Origin of the sequence: Streptomyces sp. V4I23 (assembly GCF_030817975.1) — a bacterium.
Taxonomy (GTDB): domain Bacteria; phylum Actinomycetota; class Actinomycetes; order Streptomycetales; family Streptomycetaceae; genus Streptomyces.
On record NZ_JAUSZW010000004.1, the window covers coordinates 7,441,441 to 7,458,949 of the forward strand.

A 17,509-nucleotide genomic window follows, 5' to 3' on the forward strand; every position below is an offset into this window, starting at 1 on the left:
CTGTGCGGGGACTGCGGTGTCACTGATGGAGACACGCCTCGAATATGAATGGTTGCAGCATTATCGCCCCATTCCTTGATATTTACCGATGCCGTCGAGCGATGTCCCCGGACCTCCCGCGCAAGCGCCGTTCCCGGCCGCTCATCGGGCACTCAAGGGGCTGTCCACCATGACCACCGCGCGGTCTATGGGCTCCGGGCCCATAGTGATCGTCGCCGTCCTGCTCTACCTTCCTGGTCCGCGGTGCGCATGATGCGCCTGGGCTGTGCGGTGTGAGGAGATGTCGGATGGCTGTGACGAGGGCAGGGCGGACCACGGACGACACGCGCGAGAACGTCCTCGCCCGCATCGCCCTGCGATTCACCGCCGCCACGGAGCGCTGGCTGCCGGACGCCTTCGGCTTCGTCCTCGTCGGCACCTTCGTGGTCCTCGCACTCGGCCTGCTGACCGGTGCGCCGGTCACGGGGGCGCCCGACGATCCCACGGCGACCACCGGATACGGGCTCGTGGACGCCTGGGGCAAGGGCTTCTGGTCGCTCATCCAGTTCACGCTCCAGATGGCGATGATCATCATCGGGGGTTACGCGGTCGCGGTGTCCCGGCCCGTCGCCCGGCTGATCTCCCGCCTCGCCCGAGTGCCCCGGAGCCCGCGCGCCGCCGTCGCGTTCACCGCCGCCGTGTCGATGGTGTCGTCGTACCTCAACTGGGCGTTCAGCCTGATCTTCACCGCGATCCTCGCCAAGGAGATCTCCCGGCTGGTGCGCGGTGTCGACTACCGGGCGATCGGCGCGATGGCGTTCCTCGGACTCGGTACCGTCTGGGCGCAGGGCCTCTCCGGCTCGGCAGCCCTCCAGGTCGCCAGCGCCGGGGCGAGCCCCGAGGCGGTGCAGAAGGTCATCGAGGAAGGCCGCGGCTCGGGCCTGATCCCGCTCACCGAGACCATCTTCCTGTGGCAGGGCATGGCCGCCACCGCCGTCGTGTTCCTCGTCGCGGTGGTCCTCGCCTGGTTCCTCGCCCCCTCGCCCGAGGCCGCCAAGACGGCCGAGGACCTGGGCATCCGCCTGCGGCCACTGCTGGAGGAGAAGCGCGAGGACACCGGCGCCGGCGAGCCGCGCCGGCCCGGCGACTGGCTGGAGCACAGCCCGGCGTTCGCCGTCCTGATCTTCCTGCTGGGCGTGTGGTACCTGTACCGCTACTTCGCATCGGCGACGGGCAATCCCCTGAACGCCCTGGATCTGAACACGGTCAACCTGATCCTCATCCTGCTCGCCCTGATCCTGCACTGGAGGCCGGCGCGGCTCGTGGCGGCCGTACGCGAGGGAGTGTCCGCCGCGTCCGGTGTGCTGATCCAGTTTCCGCTGTACGGCGGCATCTTCGGCATGATCGCCTTCACCGGCCTGTCCTCCACCATCGCCGGCTGGCTGACGGACATCTCCAACGCCTTCTTCTATCCGGCCCTCATCGCGGTCTACTCCTGCGTCCTCGGTGTGTTCGTGCCGAGCGGCGGCAGCAAGTGGGTGATCGAGGCTCCGTACGTGATGGACGCGGCCAACCAGCTCGAGGTGCACCAGGGTTGGATGGTGGTGGTGTACGACCTGGGCGAGGCGAGCGCCAACCTGCTCCAGCCCTTCTGGATGCTCCCGACCCTGGCGATCCTGGGCCTGAAGGCCCGGGACATCATGGGCTACACCTTCGCGATGTTCCTCGTCTGCTTCCCCGTCGTCCTCGTGGTCGTCACCCTGTTCGCGCAGACGCTCACCTTCCCGTGACGGTCCCCGCCGCCCGGGCAGGCCGGGCGGCGGGGCAGGGGCCCGTCAGGGCAGCAGGGCACCCGTCGGTTCGCAGTGGCGGATCCGTACGGGCTCGGTGTCCGGGTGGTTGTGCCGGTGCGCCCAGCTCTCCAGGGCCACACGGCAGGCGTGGTCCAGATGGCGCAGGCGCGCGAGGTCGAGCTCGATCGGCTGGTCCTGCGGCAGCTCTTCCAGCTGTTCGAGGATGCGAGGCAGGCGCAGGAAGGTGGCGTTGCCCGTCAGGGTGACCACGATGCGGCCCCCGGTCAGGCGGCGCGTGCTCAGATGGACGTGCGAGGTCTCCCACGCCGACTTGACCACCGCGAGCAGCAGGCCCAGGATCACGCCCTCGAAGAGGTTCGTGGCGACGACGGCCAGAGCGGTGACGGCCAGCAGGACCGCCTCGCTGCGGTGTGCGCGCCACAGCGGAACGAGGTCCTTGACAGGGACGAGTTTGCATCCGGCGTGGACCAGGACACCGGCGAGCGCGGCCAGCGGGATGATGCCGATGACCGCCGGCAGCAGGGCGGCGAACAGCAGCAGCCACAGGCCGTGCGCGATACGGGACAACGGCGTGCGGGCGCCGGCCTGGACGTTGGCCGCGCTGCGCACGATCACGGCCGTCATCGGCAGCGCACCGAGCGCTCCGCACAGCGTGTTGCCCACGCCCTGGGCCACCAGCTCCTTGTCGTAGTCGGTGCGCGGCCCGTTGTGCATGCGGTCCACCGCCGCGGCGCTGAACAGGCTCTCGGCCGAGGCGATGAGGGCGAACGCGAGCACCGTGCCGACGACCGCCGTGCTGCCGAGCTGTGCGAAGTCGTCGAAGCCGGGCGGCCGGACGGCCTGGAGCAGCCCGCTGACCTCGACCGTCGCCGGGGACAGACCGGTGACGGCGGAGGCGGCGGTGGCCAGCGCCACTGCGGCCAGCGGACCCGGTACGACGCGGACCTTGGCGGGCATCCGGGGCCACAGGACCAGTACGGCGACGGTGCCCGCGCCGACCGAGAAGGCAGTGAGGGCGGCGGTGCCGGTGGCGATCTCGGCCGCGAGACCGGGCAGGCCGGCCAGCTTGCCGAGGCCGCTGCCGGGCTGCGAGACGTCCGCCATGGCGTACAGCTGGCCGAGCACGATCACCAGGCCGATGCCGGCGAGCATGCCCTGCACGACGGAGACGGAGATCGCGCGGAACCAGCGGCCGAACCGGGCCGCGCCGAGGGCGACTTGCAGCAGTCCGGCGGCGAGGACGATCGGGCCCAGCGCGCCGAGGCCGAACTCCTGGACGGTTTCGTAGACGAGGACGGTCAGACCGGCGGCCGGGCCGCTGACCTGAAGGGTGCTGCCGGGCAGCGCACCGACGACGAGACCGCCGACGATGCCGGTGATCAGGCCGAGTTCGGCGGGGACGCCGGAGGCGACGGCCACGCCGACGCACAACGGCAGTGCGACGAGGAAGACGACGAGGGAGGCGAGCAGATCGCGTCGTACGACGCGGGGCTCGCTGAAGAGACGCGACAGTGACACCACGGGCGAGGGTCCTCAGGGTACGGTCCGGACCGGCCGTGGCGGGCCGGTGCGCGGAGGAGGCGGTGGGGGAGGGTACGCGGCATGGCCCAAGGGGTCATGCCGCCGGGGCACGGTGGGCCGTGCGCCCGACGGACGGCAGTGGGGGCGCCTGTGCCGTGGGCGCGGGGGCAACTCGGCCCCGTCGGCGGCCGGTTGCCGCCCTGACCGTCAGAGCCGGTCGAACACCGCCCCGGTGCCGGGGCGGTGGACGCGGACGACGCCGGTGTGCACCTCGTAGTACCAGCCGTGCAGTGTCAGGGAACCGTCCTGGAGGCCCTCCTGGACAGCGGGATAGCCGCGCAGTGTGTCCAGTTGCGCGAGCACGTGCTGCTGGACGGCGCGGGCCAGCTCCGGGGAGTCGTCGGCGCCGCGCTCCACGCCGGCGGTGTGCTCCAGCCACGCCCGCACGGCGGGCACCGAGGACAGGTCGTCGCCGCGGACCACGGCGCCCACCGCGCCGCAGTGGGAGTGGCCGCAGACGACGATGTCGCGGACGTGGAGCACGCGCAGCGCGTACTCGATGGTGGCTGCCTCGCCGGCGGGCCGGACCTGCGTGGGGTAGGCGGGGACGATGTTTCCGGCGGTGCGGAGCTCGAATAGCTCGCCGGGGCGGGCGCCGGTGAACCACGAGGGCACGACGCGCGAGTCCGAGCAGGTGATGAAGAGGGCTTGCGGCGCCTGGCCGTCCGCGAGGCGTGTGAACTCCCGCGCGTCGGCGGCGACACGGTCCGCGAAGGACCTGGCGTTGTCGATGAGCGACTGCATGATGGCCTGCCTCCTGCACCGCGGCGAGTGCCGGGGCGGTGCGGTGTGGTCGGGTCAGATGGACAGTGGTGTGGACGGCCGGCAGGGCGTCGGGGTGGGTGCCCGGCCTCGCGTCCGATGTTCTGTGCGGCGACGCTCGGGGTGCTGCGATCGCCGGTCCGCGGTGCGATTCTCGTCGACCGCCACTACCAGGATTTTACCGTCACATTACCTGGTGATGACAGATCACAAATACGCCATCCCGGTGGATCCGCGCGACTCATTCTTTGCGCCGGCCAACACGGGATCCGCGCGTGACACCAGCGCGGCCCCTTCCGCCCATGCGACACCTCGGCCATCATGATCGGGCGTCAGAGATGCCTTCAGCGAAGAGGTGACGCTCATGGCCGGGTTCCGGATGGGGCACGGAGTTCTGCGCCGCAAACCCATCGAGCAGATCGAGGAGGTTGACGTCCACCAACGGCTGACCCGCACCCTCGGGCTGTGGCAGCTCACCGCGATCGGTGTCGGCGGCATCATCGGCGCGGGCATCTTCAGCCTTGCGGGCGCCGTCGCCAACGGCACCGCGGGCCCGGCCGTGCTGGTCTCGTTCCTGATCGCGGGCGTCGCCAGTGCGGCGGCCGCCTTCTCGTACGCCGAGTTCGCGGGAATGATCCCGAAGGCCGGGTCGGCCTACACCTACGGCTACGCGGTCCTCGGCGAACTGGCGGGCTGGTTCATCGGCTGGGACCTCCTGCTGGAGTACACCGCCATCGTGGCCGTCGTGGCGATCGGCATCTCCGGGTACTTCAACTTCCTCGTCGAGGAGACGGGCGCCGAGCTGCCGGCCTGGATGCTGGGCGCGCCGGGCACCGGGGAAGGGCACAGGGTCGACCTGTTCGCCATGCTGCTCTGCCTGTTCATCGCCTACCTCCTCACCCTCGGCATCAAGAACGCGGCCCGCTTCGAGACGGGCGTCGTGGTGCTGAAGGTGCTCGTCGTCCTGCTCGTCATCGCCGTCGGCGTGGTGCACGTCGACACCGCCAACTACGATCCGTTCTTCCCCTACGGCGTGGGCGGGGCGTTCACGGGAGCGGCGACGGTGTTCTTCGCCGTCTTCGGCTACGACGCGATGTCGACGGCCGCCGAGGAGTCCAAGGACGCCCAGCGCCACATGCCGAAGGCGATCGTGTACTCGCTGGCCGTCTCCATGGTGCTCTACGTGCTGGCCTGCCTCGTTCTGACGGGCATGCAGAACTACCGTGACATCGACAGGGAGAGCGGCTTCTCCACGGCCTTCAAGTCGGTGGGGCTCGCGGGGCTCGCCGACGTGATCGCGGTCGGCGCCATCATCGGCATCCTCACCGTCATGTTCACGTTCATGCTGGGCGTGACACGGGTCTGGTTCTCGATGAGCCGCGACGGACTGCTGCCGAAATGGTTCGCGCAGACGCACGAGACCCGGCACGTGCCGACCCGGGTGACGTGGATCGTCGGCTTCGCCTCGGCGGCCATCGCCGGCTTCCTGCCGATCGGCGAGGCGGCCGAACTGACCAACATCGGCATCCTGCTGGCCTTCGTCGTGGTGTGCATCGCCGTGATCGTGCTGCGCTACCGGCGCCCCGAGCTGCCGCGCACGTTCCGGTGCCCGGGCATGCCCGTGGTGCCCGCCCTCGGCGTGGTCTTCTCGATCTGGCTGATCACCTTCCTCCAGTGGCAGACGTGGGCGCGGTTCGCGGTCTGGTTCCTCATCGGCTTGGTCGTCTACTTCGCCTACTCGTACCGGAAGTCGGAGCTGGCCAAGGCCGAGGCGGCGGCGAAGGCCGGTTCCGCGGCGCCGCCGCGCGAGCCCGGAAGCTGACAGAGGCGCGGGCCTGGCCTTCACAGCGGCCGGGCCCGCGTGTCCGCGCGTACCGCCCCGGAGATACCGCCCCGCCCGTCCGCAGCGGACGTGAGGCCATGCGGCCGTGCCCCGGTGGAGTGAGTACGCGGGCTGGGTGACAGAGGCGGCAGCGGACGGGGTACCCATGCGGCGTTGTTTTCCCGAGCGCCGGAGGATGCTGTCCCCATGCCCCTCAGTCTCAGCAACGGCGCCGCAAGGTGGCTGGTCGGAGCCCTGTGTGCTGCCCCGCTGCTCGCCGCGTGCACGCAGACACCGTCCGTACCCCCCTCGCCGCCCTCCTCTGCGGGATCCCGATCGGCGTCCGCAACCGTCGACGGGCCGTTCGGCCGCCACGACGCCGCGGGGCAGGACGCCCGCCCGGGCGCCCGGTTCCGGCCGCCGTCTCCTGCCCACCTTCCCGGGGTCGGACCGGCCACCCGCGCCGACGTCCCGGCCGGCACGCGCCAGGCCCTGGTGGTCGTCGGCGAGACGCTGGACACCAGCGACGCCACCGCGGTGCTCTACGAACAGGACGTGACACGGCAGTGGAGGCGCGCCGCCGGGCCGTGGCCCGCACACAACGCCCTGCGCGGCTGGACCCTCGACCACCGGGAGGGCGATCTGCGCACACCGATCGGAGTCTTCGGGCTCGGCGACGCCGGCGGGCTGCTGCCGGATCCCGGGGCCCGGCTTCCGTACGACCAGGACGACGAGTTCGTCGCCACGGGCACCGGCTTCCTCGGCGAATCCCTCGACGGCTCCTTCGACTACGTGGTCGCCATCGACTACAACCGCGTCCGGGGAACGACTCCGCTGGACAAGGAACGGCCGCTCGGCTCCGACCGGGGCGGCGGCGTGTGGATCCACGTCGACCACGACGGCCCCACCCAGGCGTGCATCTCGCTTCCCCGGAACGCCATGCGGGAGCTGCTGCGCGCCCTGGACCCCGCAAAGCAGCCCGTGATCGTCATGGGCCCCGCCGCCGAACTCGCGCGATGACCGCCCGGCGGACGGGGCCGCGGCGGCGTGCCGGCGCGGCTTGTGCGCGTATGTGCCGGGGTGGATTCTGGAGGAGATGAACGGTGCCGGTTCAGCCGCCATGAGTCCGTGGAACGCGGCGAACACATGGACCGCATGGAGCGTGCCGGAGAGCGCTGATCCGCGTGGCCCTCTCGACCTCGCCAACGCGGCCACGGTGGTCCTCGATGCCCGGAACACGGTCATCGGGTGGAGCCCCGCGGCCGAGTCACTGCTCGGCCACCCGGGCGAAGCGGTCATCGGGCAGCCCGTCGACGTGCTCCTCGGCTCACATCCGGCCGACTCCGGGCGGGGTTCGGTGCACGACCTCCCGTCCAGCGGCAGCGACACCCGCATGGCACGGCACCGCGACGGCCACGCCGTGCAGGTGGTCGTCGTCGTGTGCCCGCTCACCGGCGGTGGTCCGGCGGCACGCATCCTGCTGATCGCCGAATTGGAGAGCCTGCGTCTGACCGAGACCCGGCGGGCCATGCTGCACGGGCTGACCACCCAGTCGGCGATCGGACTGGCCGTCTACGACACCGATCTGAGGCTGACGTGGGCCAACACCGCGCACGACCACGAGGTGGGCCGCCCGCTGGCCGAGTACCGCGGCCGGACGGCCGACGAGCTGTACCCCGACGGCGCTCTGCTCACCCTCGACGGCCGGACGCTCAACGAGGTCATGCACCAGGTGATCGACACCGGCGAGCCCGTGATCGACCTGCACTACCGCGGAAAACTCCCCAGCGATCCGGGTAAGGACCACGTCTGGTCGTGTTCGTACTACCGGCTGCTGGACGCCGACGGGCGCGTGCTGGGCGTCTGCGAGGACGCGTTCGACATCACGGACCGTTACGAGGCCCAGAACCGCCTGGCCCTGCTCGTCGAGGCGGGCCGCCGTATCGGCACCACGCTGGACATGTCCGTCACGGCGCAGGAGATCGCGGACGTCGCCGTCCCGGACTTCGCGAGCGCGGTCACGGTCGACCTGGAGCGCGCCGTGCTGGAGGGCGGCGAGCCCGGCACCGAGGGGGCGGCGGACTCGGTGTACGTCCGTGTCGCCGCCCGGTGCGACCCGCGGACCGCCGCGGAGGCCGTGCTGCCGGTGCCGTACCCGGACGAGGGCGAACCGCTGCCCGGGCACGAGGGCGAGCCGGTCCGCCGTGTGCGCTACCCGCGGGGTTCGCCCCAGCTGCGGAGCCTGGCGTCGGGCGGCCGGGTGCTCGACGAGAACACTCTGGTCGTGCCGTTGCGCACCCGGAGCGGCACGATGGGCCTCGTCACCTTCGTGCGCACCGGCCGCCCCACCGTCTTCGACAACGGCGAGGTCGCGCTCGCGGACGAGTTGACCGCCCGCGCCGCCGTGTCCATCGACAACGCCCGCCGCTTCACCCGCGAACGCGGGGCCTCCCGCACCCTTCAGCGCCAGCTGCTGCCCCAGCATCTGCCGCAGCAGCCGGCTGTGGACGTAGCCCACCGCTACCTCCCCACGGACGACGTGACCGGTGTCGGCGGCGACTGGGCGGAGGTCATCCCGCTCTCCGGCGCACGGGTCGGCCTCGTCGTCGGGGACGTCGTCGGGCACGGGCTTCAGGCGGCGGCCACCATGGGACGGCTGCGCACGACCGTGGAGGCGCTCGCCAGGCTGGACATGGCTCCCGACGAACTGCTGACCCGCCTGGACGACTTGGTCGGCCGGTCGCCGGAACGACATCCCGGTCTCCTGGAGGACACCGCGGACGGCGGGCCGGCCGGAGCCGGCGGCCTGTACCCCGACGTGGCCATCGGCGTGACCTGCCTCTACGCGGTCTACGACCCGGTCTCCCGCCGCTGTGCGATGGCCAGAGCCGGTCACCTGCCGCCCGCGATCGTGACGCCCGACGGCTCGTGCGCCTTCCCCGAGCTGCCGGCCGGGCCGCCGCTGGGACTGGGCGGCATGCCGTTCGAGGCGGTGGAGACGGAGCTGCCCGAGGGCAGCCTGATCGCCCTGTTCACCAACGGCCTCGTCGAGGCGCGCGACCGCGACATCGACGACCAACTCGACACACTGAGCCGTCTGCTCTCCGACGGCCACGGCAGGCCGCTGGAGGAACTGTGCGACCGGGCGGTGGCCGAACTGCGCCCCGATGGGGCCGCGACGGACGACACCGCGCTGCTCCTCGTCCGTACGCGTCAACTGGGCGCTGCCCAGGTCTGCGTCTGGGAGCTCCCGGCGGAACCTGTCGTGGTCGGCCGCGCCCGCGAGCTCGTCACCGGACAGCTGGGAGAATGGGGCCTGGACGAGCTGGCGTTCGCGACCGAGCTCGTCGTCAGCGAACTGGTCACGAACGCCGTCCGGTACGCCGGGGGACCACTGCACCTGCGACTCATCCGGGACCGTGCCCTGCTGTGCGAGGTCGCCGATGCCGGGCACACGTCACCGCATCTGCGCCACAGCACGGTCGAGGACGAAGGCGGCCGCGGACTGTTCATCGTCGCCCAGCTCGTGCAGCGGTGGGGCACGCGGTACACGAGCTCGGGCAAGATCATCTGGACGGAACAGGAGTTCCCCGACGGCGCCGACGGCGTCTGAGGCGCCCGCGGGTCACGCCGCGTGGTGCGCGAGTGCGGCGTGCGGATCGGCCGTCCCGGGCAGGGGCGCCGGGTCGGCATGGACCAGGGCGGCCGTCAGCCGGGGCAGCGCGTGGAGCAGCGCGTGCTCGGCGTCCACGGCCACCCGGTGTGCCTCGAGCACGGTCAGCCGGCCGTCGACGACGACGGCGACCTCCGCCCGCAGATGGTGCCCGATCCAGCGCAGCCGCAGCTCGCCCACCGCGCGCACCCCCCTCACGCCACGCAGCGACTGCTCCGCCGCGTCCACCAGGGCGGGGTCGACGGCGTCCATCACCCGGTGGAAGACCTCCCGGGCGGCGTCGCGCAGCACCAGCAGGATCGCGGCCGTGATGGCGAGGCCGACGATCGGGTCGGCCAGGCGCCAGCCCGCGGCCGCGCCGCCCGCGCCGAGCAGAACCGCCAGCGAGGTGAAGCCGTCGGTGCGGGCGTGCAGCCCGTCGGCGACCAGCGCCGCCGAGCCGATCCTGCGGCCGGTGCGGATGCGGTAGCGCGCGACCCACTCGTTGCCCGCGAAGCCGATCACGGCCGCGGCGGCCACGGCCGGGAGGTGGCTCACCTCCCGCGGGTTCAGCAGCCGGTCCACCGCCGACCACGCGGCGAAGGCGGCCGATGCGGCGATGGTCAGCACGATCACCATGCCGGCCAGGTCCTCGGCCCGCCCGTAGCCGTACGTGAACCGCCGGGTGGCCGCCCGCCGGCCGAGGACGAACGCGACGGCCAGCGGTACCGCGGTCAGCGCGTCGGCCGCGTTGTGCACGGTGTCGCCCAGCAGCGCCACTGAGCCCGACAGCACCACCACGACGGTCTGCGCCGCCGCCGTGGCGCCGAGGACGGCCAGGGAGATCCACAGCGCCCGCATGCCCTGGGCGGACGTCTCCAGTGCCCGGTCGACCTTGGCGGCCGACTCGTGGGAGTGCGGGCGGAGCAGGTGCGCCGCCCGGTGACGCATACGGGACCACCGGGCGTCCGGCCCGTGCCCGTGAGGGTGATCGTGCCGGTGTGCGTGGTCGTCGTGTGTGTGCTCTGTCCCCGCCATACGGCCTACCGTCGCACGCGGAACCCATTGCGGCTACAGCCGTCGTACACCATCTGACCAGGTGCGACACTCTCGCAGGTGCGTCCGGTTCGGCCCTGGGGGACAGGCGGGGGACACAGGCCTGTTCAGCCGGGGTGCGGGGCCTCGCCGATGTGATGGCCCGCCACCGCGAGGCCCTCCGTACGACGGTGGCGGCACCTCGTGCGGGTGCCGCCGCCGTCATGCATCCGTCCGGGCCGCACCCGATGGGCGCAACAGCGGATGCCGCCTTTCTCACATGAACCTATGGTCATGGACAGCCTGTCCCACCGTCGTGGCAGGTCCGCCGAGAGAAGGGCGTCTGATGCATCGTCACCACAACGGCCCCGCCGCGGGAATCCGCGTCGGAGCGGGTCTGTGCGCCGCTGTCTCCGCCTCACTTGTCCTGCTGTGCGCCGCTCCGGGCGCCCAGGCGGACCCAGCGCGCGGCACGGCCCCGACGGGCCCACGGGTCGACTGGAACGCCATCGCCCAATGCGAGTCCAGCGGGGACTGGCAGGCCAACACGGGCAACGGGCACTACGGCGGCCTGCAGTTCACCCAGTCGAGCTGGCGGGCGGCGGGCGGTCTGAGGTACGCGCCGCGGGCGGATCTGGCGACGAGGTCGGAACAGATCGCGACGGCGAAGAGACTCGCCCGGATCCAGGGCATGGGCGCCTGGACCTGCGCCGGCCGCTGAGGCGTGAGGCCGGGGGAGTGCCGGTGGTGGTCCTGCCCGGACCGCCGGCACTCCACCCGTCGACCGTGATCAGCCCTCGAGAACGCCCGACTTGGCGATCGTGACCTTGGACTTGACCGCGCCGCTGCGCGAGCCCAGCGACTCGATCTGCTTCACGACGTCCATGCCCTCGACGACCTCGCCGAAGACGACGTGCTTGTTGTCCAGCCAGTCGGTGACGATCGTGGTGATGAAGAACTGCGAGCCGTTGGTGTGGGGGCCCGCGTTGGCCATGGAGAGCTGGCCCGGCTTGGTGTGCTTGATCTGGAAGTTCTCGTCGGCGAACTTCTCGCCGTAGATGCTCCGGCCGCCCGTGCCGTCGCCGCGGGTGAAGTCTCCGCCCTGGAGCATGAAGTCCGGGATGACGCGGTGGAAGGACGAGCCCTCGTAGCCGTAGCCGTGCTCGCCCGTGGCCAGCTCGCGGAAGTTCTTGGCGGTCTTGGGGACCACGTCGTCGAACAAGGTGAAGACGATCCGGCCGGCGGGCTGGTCGTCGATGGTGATGTCGAAGTACACGTTGTTACTCATGACTGCATCCTGACATCTGTCGTCACCACCGCGCACACCAGGCACACCCTTCGCCCCGCTTCGGGCGGAGCGTCACGTACCGAGCAGGGCATCCAGCGGGATGTGACCGTCCGTCAGGGACTGCTCCGTCCAGATCACCTTGCCCGTCGGTGTGTACCTCGTCCCCCACCGCGTGGTGAGCTGCGCCACGAGGAACAGGCCGCGGCCTCCCTCGTCGGTGAGGGCCGCGCGGCGCAGATGGGGCGAGGTGCTGCTGCCGTCGGAGACCTCGCACACGAGAGCACGCTCGTACAGGAGCCGTACGTGGATCGGCTCGGAGCCGTAGCGGATCGCGTTGGTGATCAGCTCGCTCAGTACGAGTTCCGTGGTGAATCCCACCTCGTCCAGCCCCCACTCCTCCAGCCGGCGGCTGCAGGCGTTGCGGACCGGGGCGACGGCGGCAGGGTCGCGGGGCACGTCCCACGTGGCGACCCGCCCCGGATCCAGCAGCCGGGTACGCGCCACCAGCAGGGCGATGTCGTCGCGGCGCGGCGTGGGCAGCATGTTGTCCATCACCGCCTCGCAGATCTCCTCGGGGGCTCCGTCGGCATGCTCGGACAGCACCCCGCGCAGCGCCTCCAGTCCGGTGTCGATGTCGCGGCCGCGGTGTTCGACGAGGCCGTCGGTGTACAGGACGAGCCTGCTGTCCTCGGGCAGGCACACCTCCGTGGCCTCCATCGGCAGGCCGCCCAGGCCCAGCGGGGGTGAGACGGGTACGTCCACGAACCGCACCGTCCCGTCCGGGTGCACCAGGGCGGGCGCCAGGTGTCCGGCCGTCGACATGCAGCACAGGCCGGAGACGGGATCGTAGATCGCGTACAGGCACGTCGCTCCGGTCGTGCCCTCGCCGTCACCGCCCGGCTCGTCCTGGTCGATACGGCTGACCAGTTCGTCGAGCCGGGTCATCAGCTCGTCCGGAGGCAGGTCCAGCGTGGAGAAGTTGTGCACCGCGGTCCGCAGGCGGCCCATGGTCGCCGCGGCGTGCAGTCCGTGGCCGACCACGTCGCCGACGACGAGCGCGACCCGCGCCCCGGGCAGCGGGATCACGTCGAACCAGTCGCCGCCGACCCGCGCCTGCGCCGGCAGGTAGCGGTACGCGATGTCGAGGGCGTTCTGGCTGGGCAGCACGTGGGGCAGCAGGCTGCGCTGGAGCGTTTCGGCCATCCGGTGCTCGCGCGTGAAGCGCCGGGCGTTGTCGACGGCGACGGCGGCACGGGCGGCCAGTTCCTCGGCGAAGGTCAGGTCCTCCTGCTCGAACGGGTCGGGCCGCTCCGAACGCCAGAAGTTCACCATGCCCAGCAGCACGCCGCTGCCCTGCAGCGGCGCCGTGATGAGCGAGTGGACCCCGTAGGCCAGGGCGACGTCCGCGCCGTGGCGGTCCTGTGCCCGCCAGGCGTCCGCGACCGTCAGATCGGCCTCCAGGGCGGCGTGACCGCTGGCCATGGCCGCCGCCAAAGGCGTGGCGTGCGCGACGAAGTGGATCACGTCTCCCACCGGCTGGAAGGGGTGGTCGGCCCGGATTCCGCACAGCGCCGCCCGGCGCATCGCCGACGGCGCGCCCGAGGGCTCGTCGCCGTGCAGCACCGCGTCGGGCAGTTCGACCGTGACGAAGTCCGCGAAGCGGGGGACCGCCACGCGCGACAGCTCCTCCGCGGTCCGCACCACGTCCAGCGTGGTCCCGATCCGCACCCCGGCCTCGTAGAGGATCTTCAGGCGCTCCCGGGCCACCTCCGCCGTGCCGGCCAGGGCCCGCAGCTCCGTGGTGTCGCGGAGCGTCGCCACGTTGCCCGAGTTCCCGCCGTAGGGCGCGGTCGGCCGGGTGCTGACGGCCAGCAGCCGGTCCCCCGCCAGGTGCACCTCGTCGGTGACGGCACGGTCGGAGACCAGCAGCCCGGCGATGTCGAGGTCCAGGTCCAGATCGGCGACCGGCTGCCCGTCGGCGTCCGGTGGCAGCTCCAGGAGGCGGCGGGCCTCGTCGTTGGCCAGCATCAGGCGGTCGTCGCCGCCGACGATCAGGACGCCTTCGCGCACCGCGTGCAGGACCGCGTCGTGGTGCTCGTACATCCGGGTCATCTCTTCGGGGCCGATGCCGTGGGTCTGGCGTCGCAGGCGCCGGCTCACCAGGGCGGCGCTGGCCGTGGCCAGGGCGAGGGCTGCGGCGGCGGAGGCCAGGAGCACCGGGAGCTGCCGGTCCACGGCGTTGCCGACGTTCTCGATCTGGACGCCGGCACCGACCAGACCGATGACGGTTCCGTCGGGCGTCGTGACCGGAACGATCGCGCGGGCCGCGTCGCTCGGAGCTCCTTCGAAGATCTCCGCGAACGCCTCCCCGTCCCCGGCCCGCTCCACCCCCACGGCGACCCGGCCGACGAGGTCGGGGTAGGTGTCGGCGTAGCGCATGCCGTCGGGGGCCATCACGGTGACGAAGTCGACCCCCGACTCGCGCGCGGCGGCCGTCACGAGCGGCTGGAGCACGGCGCTGGGATCGGACGAGCGCAGGGCGGCCGCGGTCCCCGGGGCGTGGGCGAAGGCGGCGGCGGTGGCCATCGACCGGTTCTGCGCATCCTGCTCGCTGTTGTGCTGCGCCTGCAGTACGAGGGCGATCACGGCGGCCACGATGAGCAGCACCGCGACCACGGTCTGGAGGAAGAGGACCTGTCCGGCGACGCTGCGGGAACTCAGCAGGGACATCGGGCCGCGCAGGGCGCGCCGCAAGGCGTCGAACCTGTCGAGCCTGTGCCGGTTCATAGCGTTCCACTCCCGGGGACCTGGGCGTCCGTTGCGGGCGGACCTCCGGTGAGGCGGCGGGCGGCCGAAGGCCGGGGGCCGTGACGACGGCCCGATCATGACCCTTCTAGCATCAATGTACTTTTCGCCCTCCTGGGCTGCGCCCCGGGGGGTCAGGCACGCCGGTCCGTGCGCGCCGACAACCCCTCACGCAGGCATTCCACGAGACGGGTCGCCATCGTTCCCCCGGGATCGAGCCGGGGATTGAAAATGGTGACGTCCAGCCCCCGGGCCCGCTCGTCGGCCAGTGCCGTCGCCAGCACCGTCTCCAGTTCCGTCCACGACAGCCCGTCCGGGATCCGGTAGTCGACGGCAGGCATGATCGCGTCGTCGAGGACGTCGACGTCGAGGTGCACCCAGAAGCCGGCCGTCTCCCCGCGGGCGAGGTGGTCGACCGCCTGGCGCGCGGCCGCGGCGGCCCCCGCCGCCCGGACACGGTCGAGCCCCATCGCGTGCAGGCGCGGCGGCAGCGGCTGCATCCCCGCCCGCGCCGACTCGGCCGCGTCGCGGAAGCCGAAGGCGACGACGTCCTCGTCCCGCAGCAGCGGCCCGCGCCCCTCCAGGTCGGTGAGGAGCCGGGGGCCGCGGCCCGTCGCCAGGGCCAGTTCCATCGACGCCGCCTCGCCGGCCGGCTCCGCGGACGGCTGGTAGAAGTCGGTGTGGCCGTCGAGGAACAGCAGGCCGTGGCGTCCGCGGCGGTGCAGGGCGAGCAGGTTGCCGAGCAGGATGCTGCAGTCGCCGCCGAGCACGACGGGAAAGTGGCCGCGGCGGAGCACGCCGCCGACGGCGTCGGCCAGTTCGACCGAGTACCGCGCGATACCCGCGGGGTTGAGGACCCCGGTCTCCTCGTCACGCCTCGGGTCGTACCCCGGCGCTTCGACGCGGCCCGCCCGCACGGCCCCGGGAAGACCCGTCAGCCCGGCGTCCAGCAGCGCCCGCGGGAGGTCCTGGACACCGGACGGCCGCAGACCGAGCACGGACGGCGCCTCGATGAACTCCAGTACCTGCACGTGCGCACCCCTTCGCCGGCGAGGCGGCCGCGGCAACCGCGCGACGGGGGCCGACAGCGCGGGGCCGCGGACCGGACCCTACGCCGGGCCGCCCGGGGGCGGCACGGGGACATCGCCGCAGGGACCGTTCTCGTGAACGGGGCCACCCGCCCGGGCGCGCCGTCGCGCGGTTCAGCCGAGGGCCGGGCTCGCGGCCTCGGTCAGGACGTGCGGGCGGGCGAGATTGTCGGGGTGCAGGACGAGCTGGAGCTCGCTCTCGGTCAGCAGTCCCTTGGCCAGGACGAGTTCGCGCACACTCCGGCCGGTCAGCAGAGCTTCCTGGGCGACGGCGGTGGCCTGCTCGTACCCGATGTGCGGATTGAGCGCGGTCGCCAGGCCGATGGAGTGGGTGACGAGGTGGGCGAGGTGCTCGCGGTTCGCGGTGATGCCGGCGACGCAGCGCTCGGCGAGGGTCAGGCAGCCGGCGCGCAGGTGCGACAGGCTCTTGAGGAGGCTGTGGGCGATGACCGGTTCGAAGGCGTTCAGCTGGAGCTGACCCGCTTCGGCGGCCATCGTCACGGCCATGTCGTTGCCGATGACCTCGAAGGCGATCTGGTTGACGACCTCGGGGACGACGGGGTTCACCTTGCCGGGCATGATGCTGGATCCCGCCTGCACCGCGGGCAGGTTGATCTCGGCGAAGCCCGCGCGGGGTCCGCAGGACAGCAGCCGCAGGTCGTTGCAGACCTTGGAGAGCTTGACGGCGATCCGCTTCAGCACACCCGACAGCTGGACGAACGCGCCCGCGTCCTGGGTGGCCTCGACGAGGTCGTCGGCGACCGTCAGCGGCAGTCCGGTGACGGTGCGCAGGTGACGGCAGGCCAGCGCCGCGTACTCGGGGTGGGCGTTGAGCCCGGTGCCGATGGCGGTGCCGCCGAGATTGATCTCGCGGATCAGCTCCCGTGCCTCGGTGAGCCGCTTGTGGTCCTCGGCCAGCATGATCGCGTAGGTGGCGAACTCCTGACCCAGTGTCATGGGTACCGCGTCCTGGAGCTGGGTGCGGCCCATCTTCAGGACGTCCGCGAACTCCTCGGCCTTCGACGCGAACGCCGAGCGCAGCACCTCCATGGCGTCCAGCAGCCGCTGGGCCGTGAAGTCGAGCGCGATCTTGACGGCGGTCGGGTAGACGTCGTTGGTGCTCTGGCCCGCGTTGACGTCCTCCAGCGGGTGCAGGTGCGCGTACTCGCCCTTGCGGTGACCGAGGAGTTCCAGGGCGCGGTTGGCGACGACCTCGTTGGCGTTCATGTTGGTCGAGGTGCCGGCGCCGCCCTGGATCACGTCGACGACGAACGCGTCGTGGAGCCGCCCGGCCCGGATCTCCTCGCACGCCGCCACGATCGCGTCCGCCTTGCGTCCCTCCAGCAGGCCGAGGTCGCGGTTGGCGAGGGCCGCGGCCTGCTTGACGCAGGCGAGGGCGGTGACGAGGTCCGGGTAGGCCGAGACGGGAGTGCCGGTGATGGGGAAGTTCTCCACCGCCCGCAGGGTGTGGATGCCGTAGTACGCGTCGGCGGGGACGTCGCGGTCACCGAGCAGGTCGTGTTCGGTACGTGTCCCGGGGCGGACGCGGTCCTGGTACGTGGCCATGGAGGTTCGGACTCTCCTGTCGCGTGGGTACGCGGGGTCGGGGCGTGGGTGAGAAGGGTGAGGGGGGCCCGGAGCACGAGTGGCGCCGGGCGCGGCGTTCGTGGTGACGGCCGCAGG

12 protein-coding genes are annotated in these 17,509 nt (G+C 72.0%); 5 read left to right on the forward strand and 7 right to left on the reverse strand.

All coding sequences use genetic code 11. The features are described from left to right. Positions 1–287 precede the first annotated feature (287 nt). Positions 288–1,769, forward strand: coding sequence for a short-chain fatty acid transporter (locus QFZ82_RS36190; protein WP_307717155.1), 1,482 nt, complete (start codon positions 288–290; stop codon positions 1,767–1,769). A gap of 45 nt (positions 1,770–1,814) precedes the next feature. On the opposite strand, the gene QFZ82_RS36195 is transcribed toward QFZ82_RS36190, so the two are convergent. Together QFZ82_RS36195 and QFZ82_RS36200 are read right to left on the reverse strand one after the other, a co-directional pair. Continuing rightward, the gene (locus QFZ82_RS36195; protein WP_373429373.1) at positions 1,815–3,314 is read right to left on the reverse strand and encodes a SulP family inorganic anion transporter; all 1,500 of its coding nucleotides are present in this window, start codon (positions 3,312–3,314) and stop codon (positions 1,815–1,817) included. 207 nt (positions 3,315–3,521) lie between these two features. Beyond that, complete coding sequence (locus tag QFZ82_RS36200; protein ID WP_307717156.1) at positions 3,522–4,118, reverse strand: carbonic anhydrase; 597 nt, start codon at positions 4,116–4,118, stop codon at positions 3,522–3,524. A 382-nt stretch (positions 4,119–4,500) separates the two neighbouring features. Between QFZ82_RS36200 and QFZ82_RS36205 the strand changes: the two genes are divergently transcribed. From QFZ82_RS36205 to QFZ82_RS36215, 3 genes are all read left to right on the forward strand, one after another. Next, complete coding sequence (locus tag QFZ82_RS36205; protein WP_307717157.1) at positions 4,501–5,958, forward strand: amino acid permease; 1,458 nt, start codon at positions 4,501–4,503, stop codon at positions 5,956–5,958. A 207-nt stretch (positions 5,959–6,165) separates the two neighbouring features. After that, positions 6,166–6,978, forward strand: coding sequence for a hypothetical protein (locus QFZ82_RS36210; RefSeq protein WP_307717158.1), 813 nt, complete (start codon positions 6,166–6,168; stop codon positions 6,976–6,978). Between the two features lie 100 nt (positions 6,979–7,078). Further along, complete coding sequence (locus tag QFZ82_RS36215) at positions 7,079–9,571, forward strand: SpoIIE family protein phosphatase (RefSeq protein WP_307717159.1); 2,493 nt, start codon at positions 7,079–7,081, stop codon at positions 9,569–9,571. A 12-nt stretch (positions 9,572–9,583) separates the two neighbouring features. Here the strand turns inward: QFZ82_RS36215 and QFZ82_RS36220 are convergent, their stop codons facing one another. Continuing rightward, positions 9,584–10,648, reverse strand: coding sequence for a cation diffusion facilitator family transporter (locus QFZ82_RS36220; RefSeq protein ID WP_307717160.1), 1,065 nt, complete (start codon positions 10,646–10,648; stop codon positions 9,584–9,586). Positions 10,649–10,991: 343 nt separating this feature from the next. On the opposite strand from QFZ82_RS36220, the gene QFZ82_RS36225 reads away from it, so the two are divergent. Continuing rightward, positions 10,992–11,366 (forward strand): transglycosylase family protein, encoded by a 375-nt coding sequence (locus QFZ82_RS36225; protein WP_307717161.1) that lies wholly within the window; start codon positions 10,992–10,994, stop codon positions 11,364–11,366. 69 nt (positions 11,367–11,435) lie between these two features. On the opposite strand, the gene QFZ82_RS36230 is transcribed toward QFZ82_RS36225, so the two are convergent. From QFZ82_RS36230 to aspA, 4 genes are all read right to left on the reverse strand, one after another. Continuing rightward, positions 11,436–11,933: a peptidylprolyl isomerase gene (locus tag QFZ82_RS36230; protein ID WP_307717162.1), complete on the reverse strand. Its 498-nt coding sequence runs from the start codon at positions 11,931–11,933 to the stop codon at positions 11,436–11,438. Between the two features lie 72 nt (positions 11,934–12,005). Beyond that, a complete protein-coding gene (locus QFZ82_RS36235; RefSeq protein ID WP_373429374.1) occupies positions 12,006–14,720 on the reverse strand; it encodes a SpoIIE family protein phosphatase in 2,715 nt (904 codons plus the stop codon). 152 nt (positions 14,721–14,872) lie between these two features. Continuing rightward, the gene (locus QFZ82_RS36240) at positions 14,873–15,769 is read right to left on the reverse strand and encodes an arginase family protein (RefSeq protein ID WP_307717163.1); all 897 of its coding nucleotides are present in this window, start codon (positions 15,767–15,769) and stop codon (positions 14,873–14,875) included. A gap of 171 nt (positions 15,770–15,940) precedes the next feature. Beyond that, a complete protein-coding gene (aspA, locus tag QFZ82_RS36245) occupies positions 15,941–17,392 on the reverse strand; it encodes an aspartate ammonia-lyase (RefSeq protein ID WP_307717164.1) in 1,452 nt (483 codons plus the stop codon). Between the last annotated feature and the right edge of the window lie 117 nt (positions 17,393–17,509).

Bases quoted from the DNA above. Each gene is read 5' to 3' on its own strand.
- QFZ82_RS36205 (WP_307717157.1), top strand. From the start codon at position 4,501: ATGGCCGGGTTCCGGATGGGGCACGGAGTTCTGCGCCGCAAACCCATC.
- QFZ82_RS36225 (WP_307717161.1), top strand. From the start codon at position 10,992: ATGCATCGTCACCACAACGGCCCCGCCGCGGGAATCCGCGTCGGAGCG.
- QFZ82_RS36230 (WP_307717162.1), bottom strand. From the start codon at position 11,933: ATGAGTAACAACGTGTACTTCGACATCACCATCGACGACCAGCCCGCC.
- QFZ82_RS36215 (WP_307717159.1), top strand. From the start codon at position 7,079: ATGAGTCCGTGGAACGCGGCGAACACATGGACCGCATGGAGCGTGCCG.
- QFZ82_RS36220 (WP_307717160.1), bottom strand. From the start codon at position 10,648: ATGGCGGGGACAGAGCACACACACGACGACCACGCACACCGGCACGAT.
- QFZ82_RS36200 (WP_307717156.1), bottom strand. From the start codon at position 4,118: ATGCAGTCGCTCATCGACAACGCCAGGTCCTTCGCGGACCGTGTCGCC.
- QFZ82_RS36190 (WP_307717155.1), top strand. From the start codon at position 288: ATGGCTGTGACGAGGGCAGGGCGGACCACGGACGACACGCGCGAGAAC.
- aspA (WP_307717164.1), bottom strand. From the start codon at position 17,392: ATGGCCACGTACCAGGACCGCGTCCGCCCCGGGACACGTACCGAACAC.
- QFZ82_RS36235 (WP_373429374.1), bottom strand. From the start codon at position 14,720: ATGAACCGGCACAGGCTCGACAGGTTCGACGCCTTGCGGCGCGCCCTG.
- QFZ82_RS36210 (WP_307717158.1), top strand. From the start codon at position 6,166: ATGCCCCTCAGTCTCAGCAACGGCGCCGCAAGGTGGCTGGTCGGAGCC.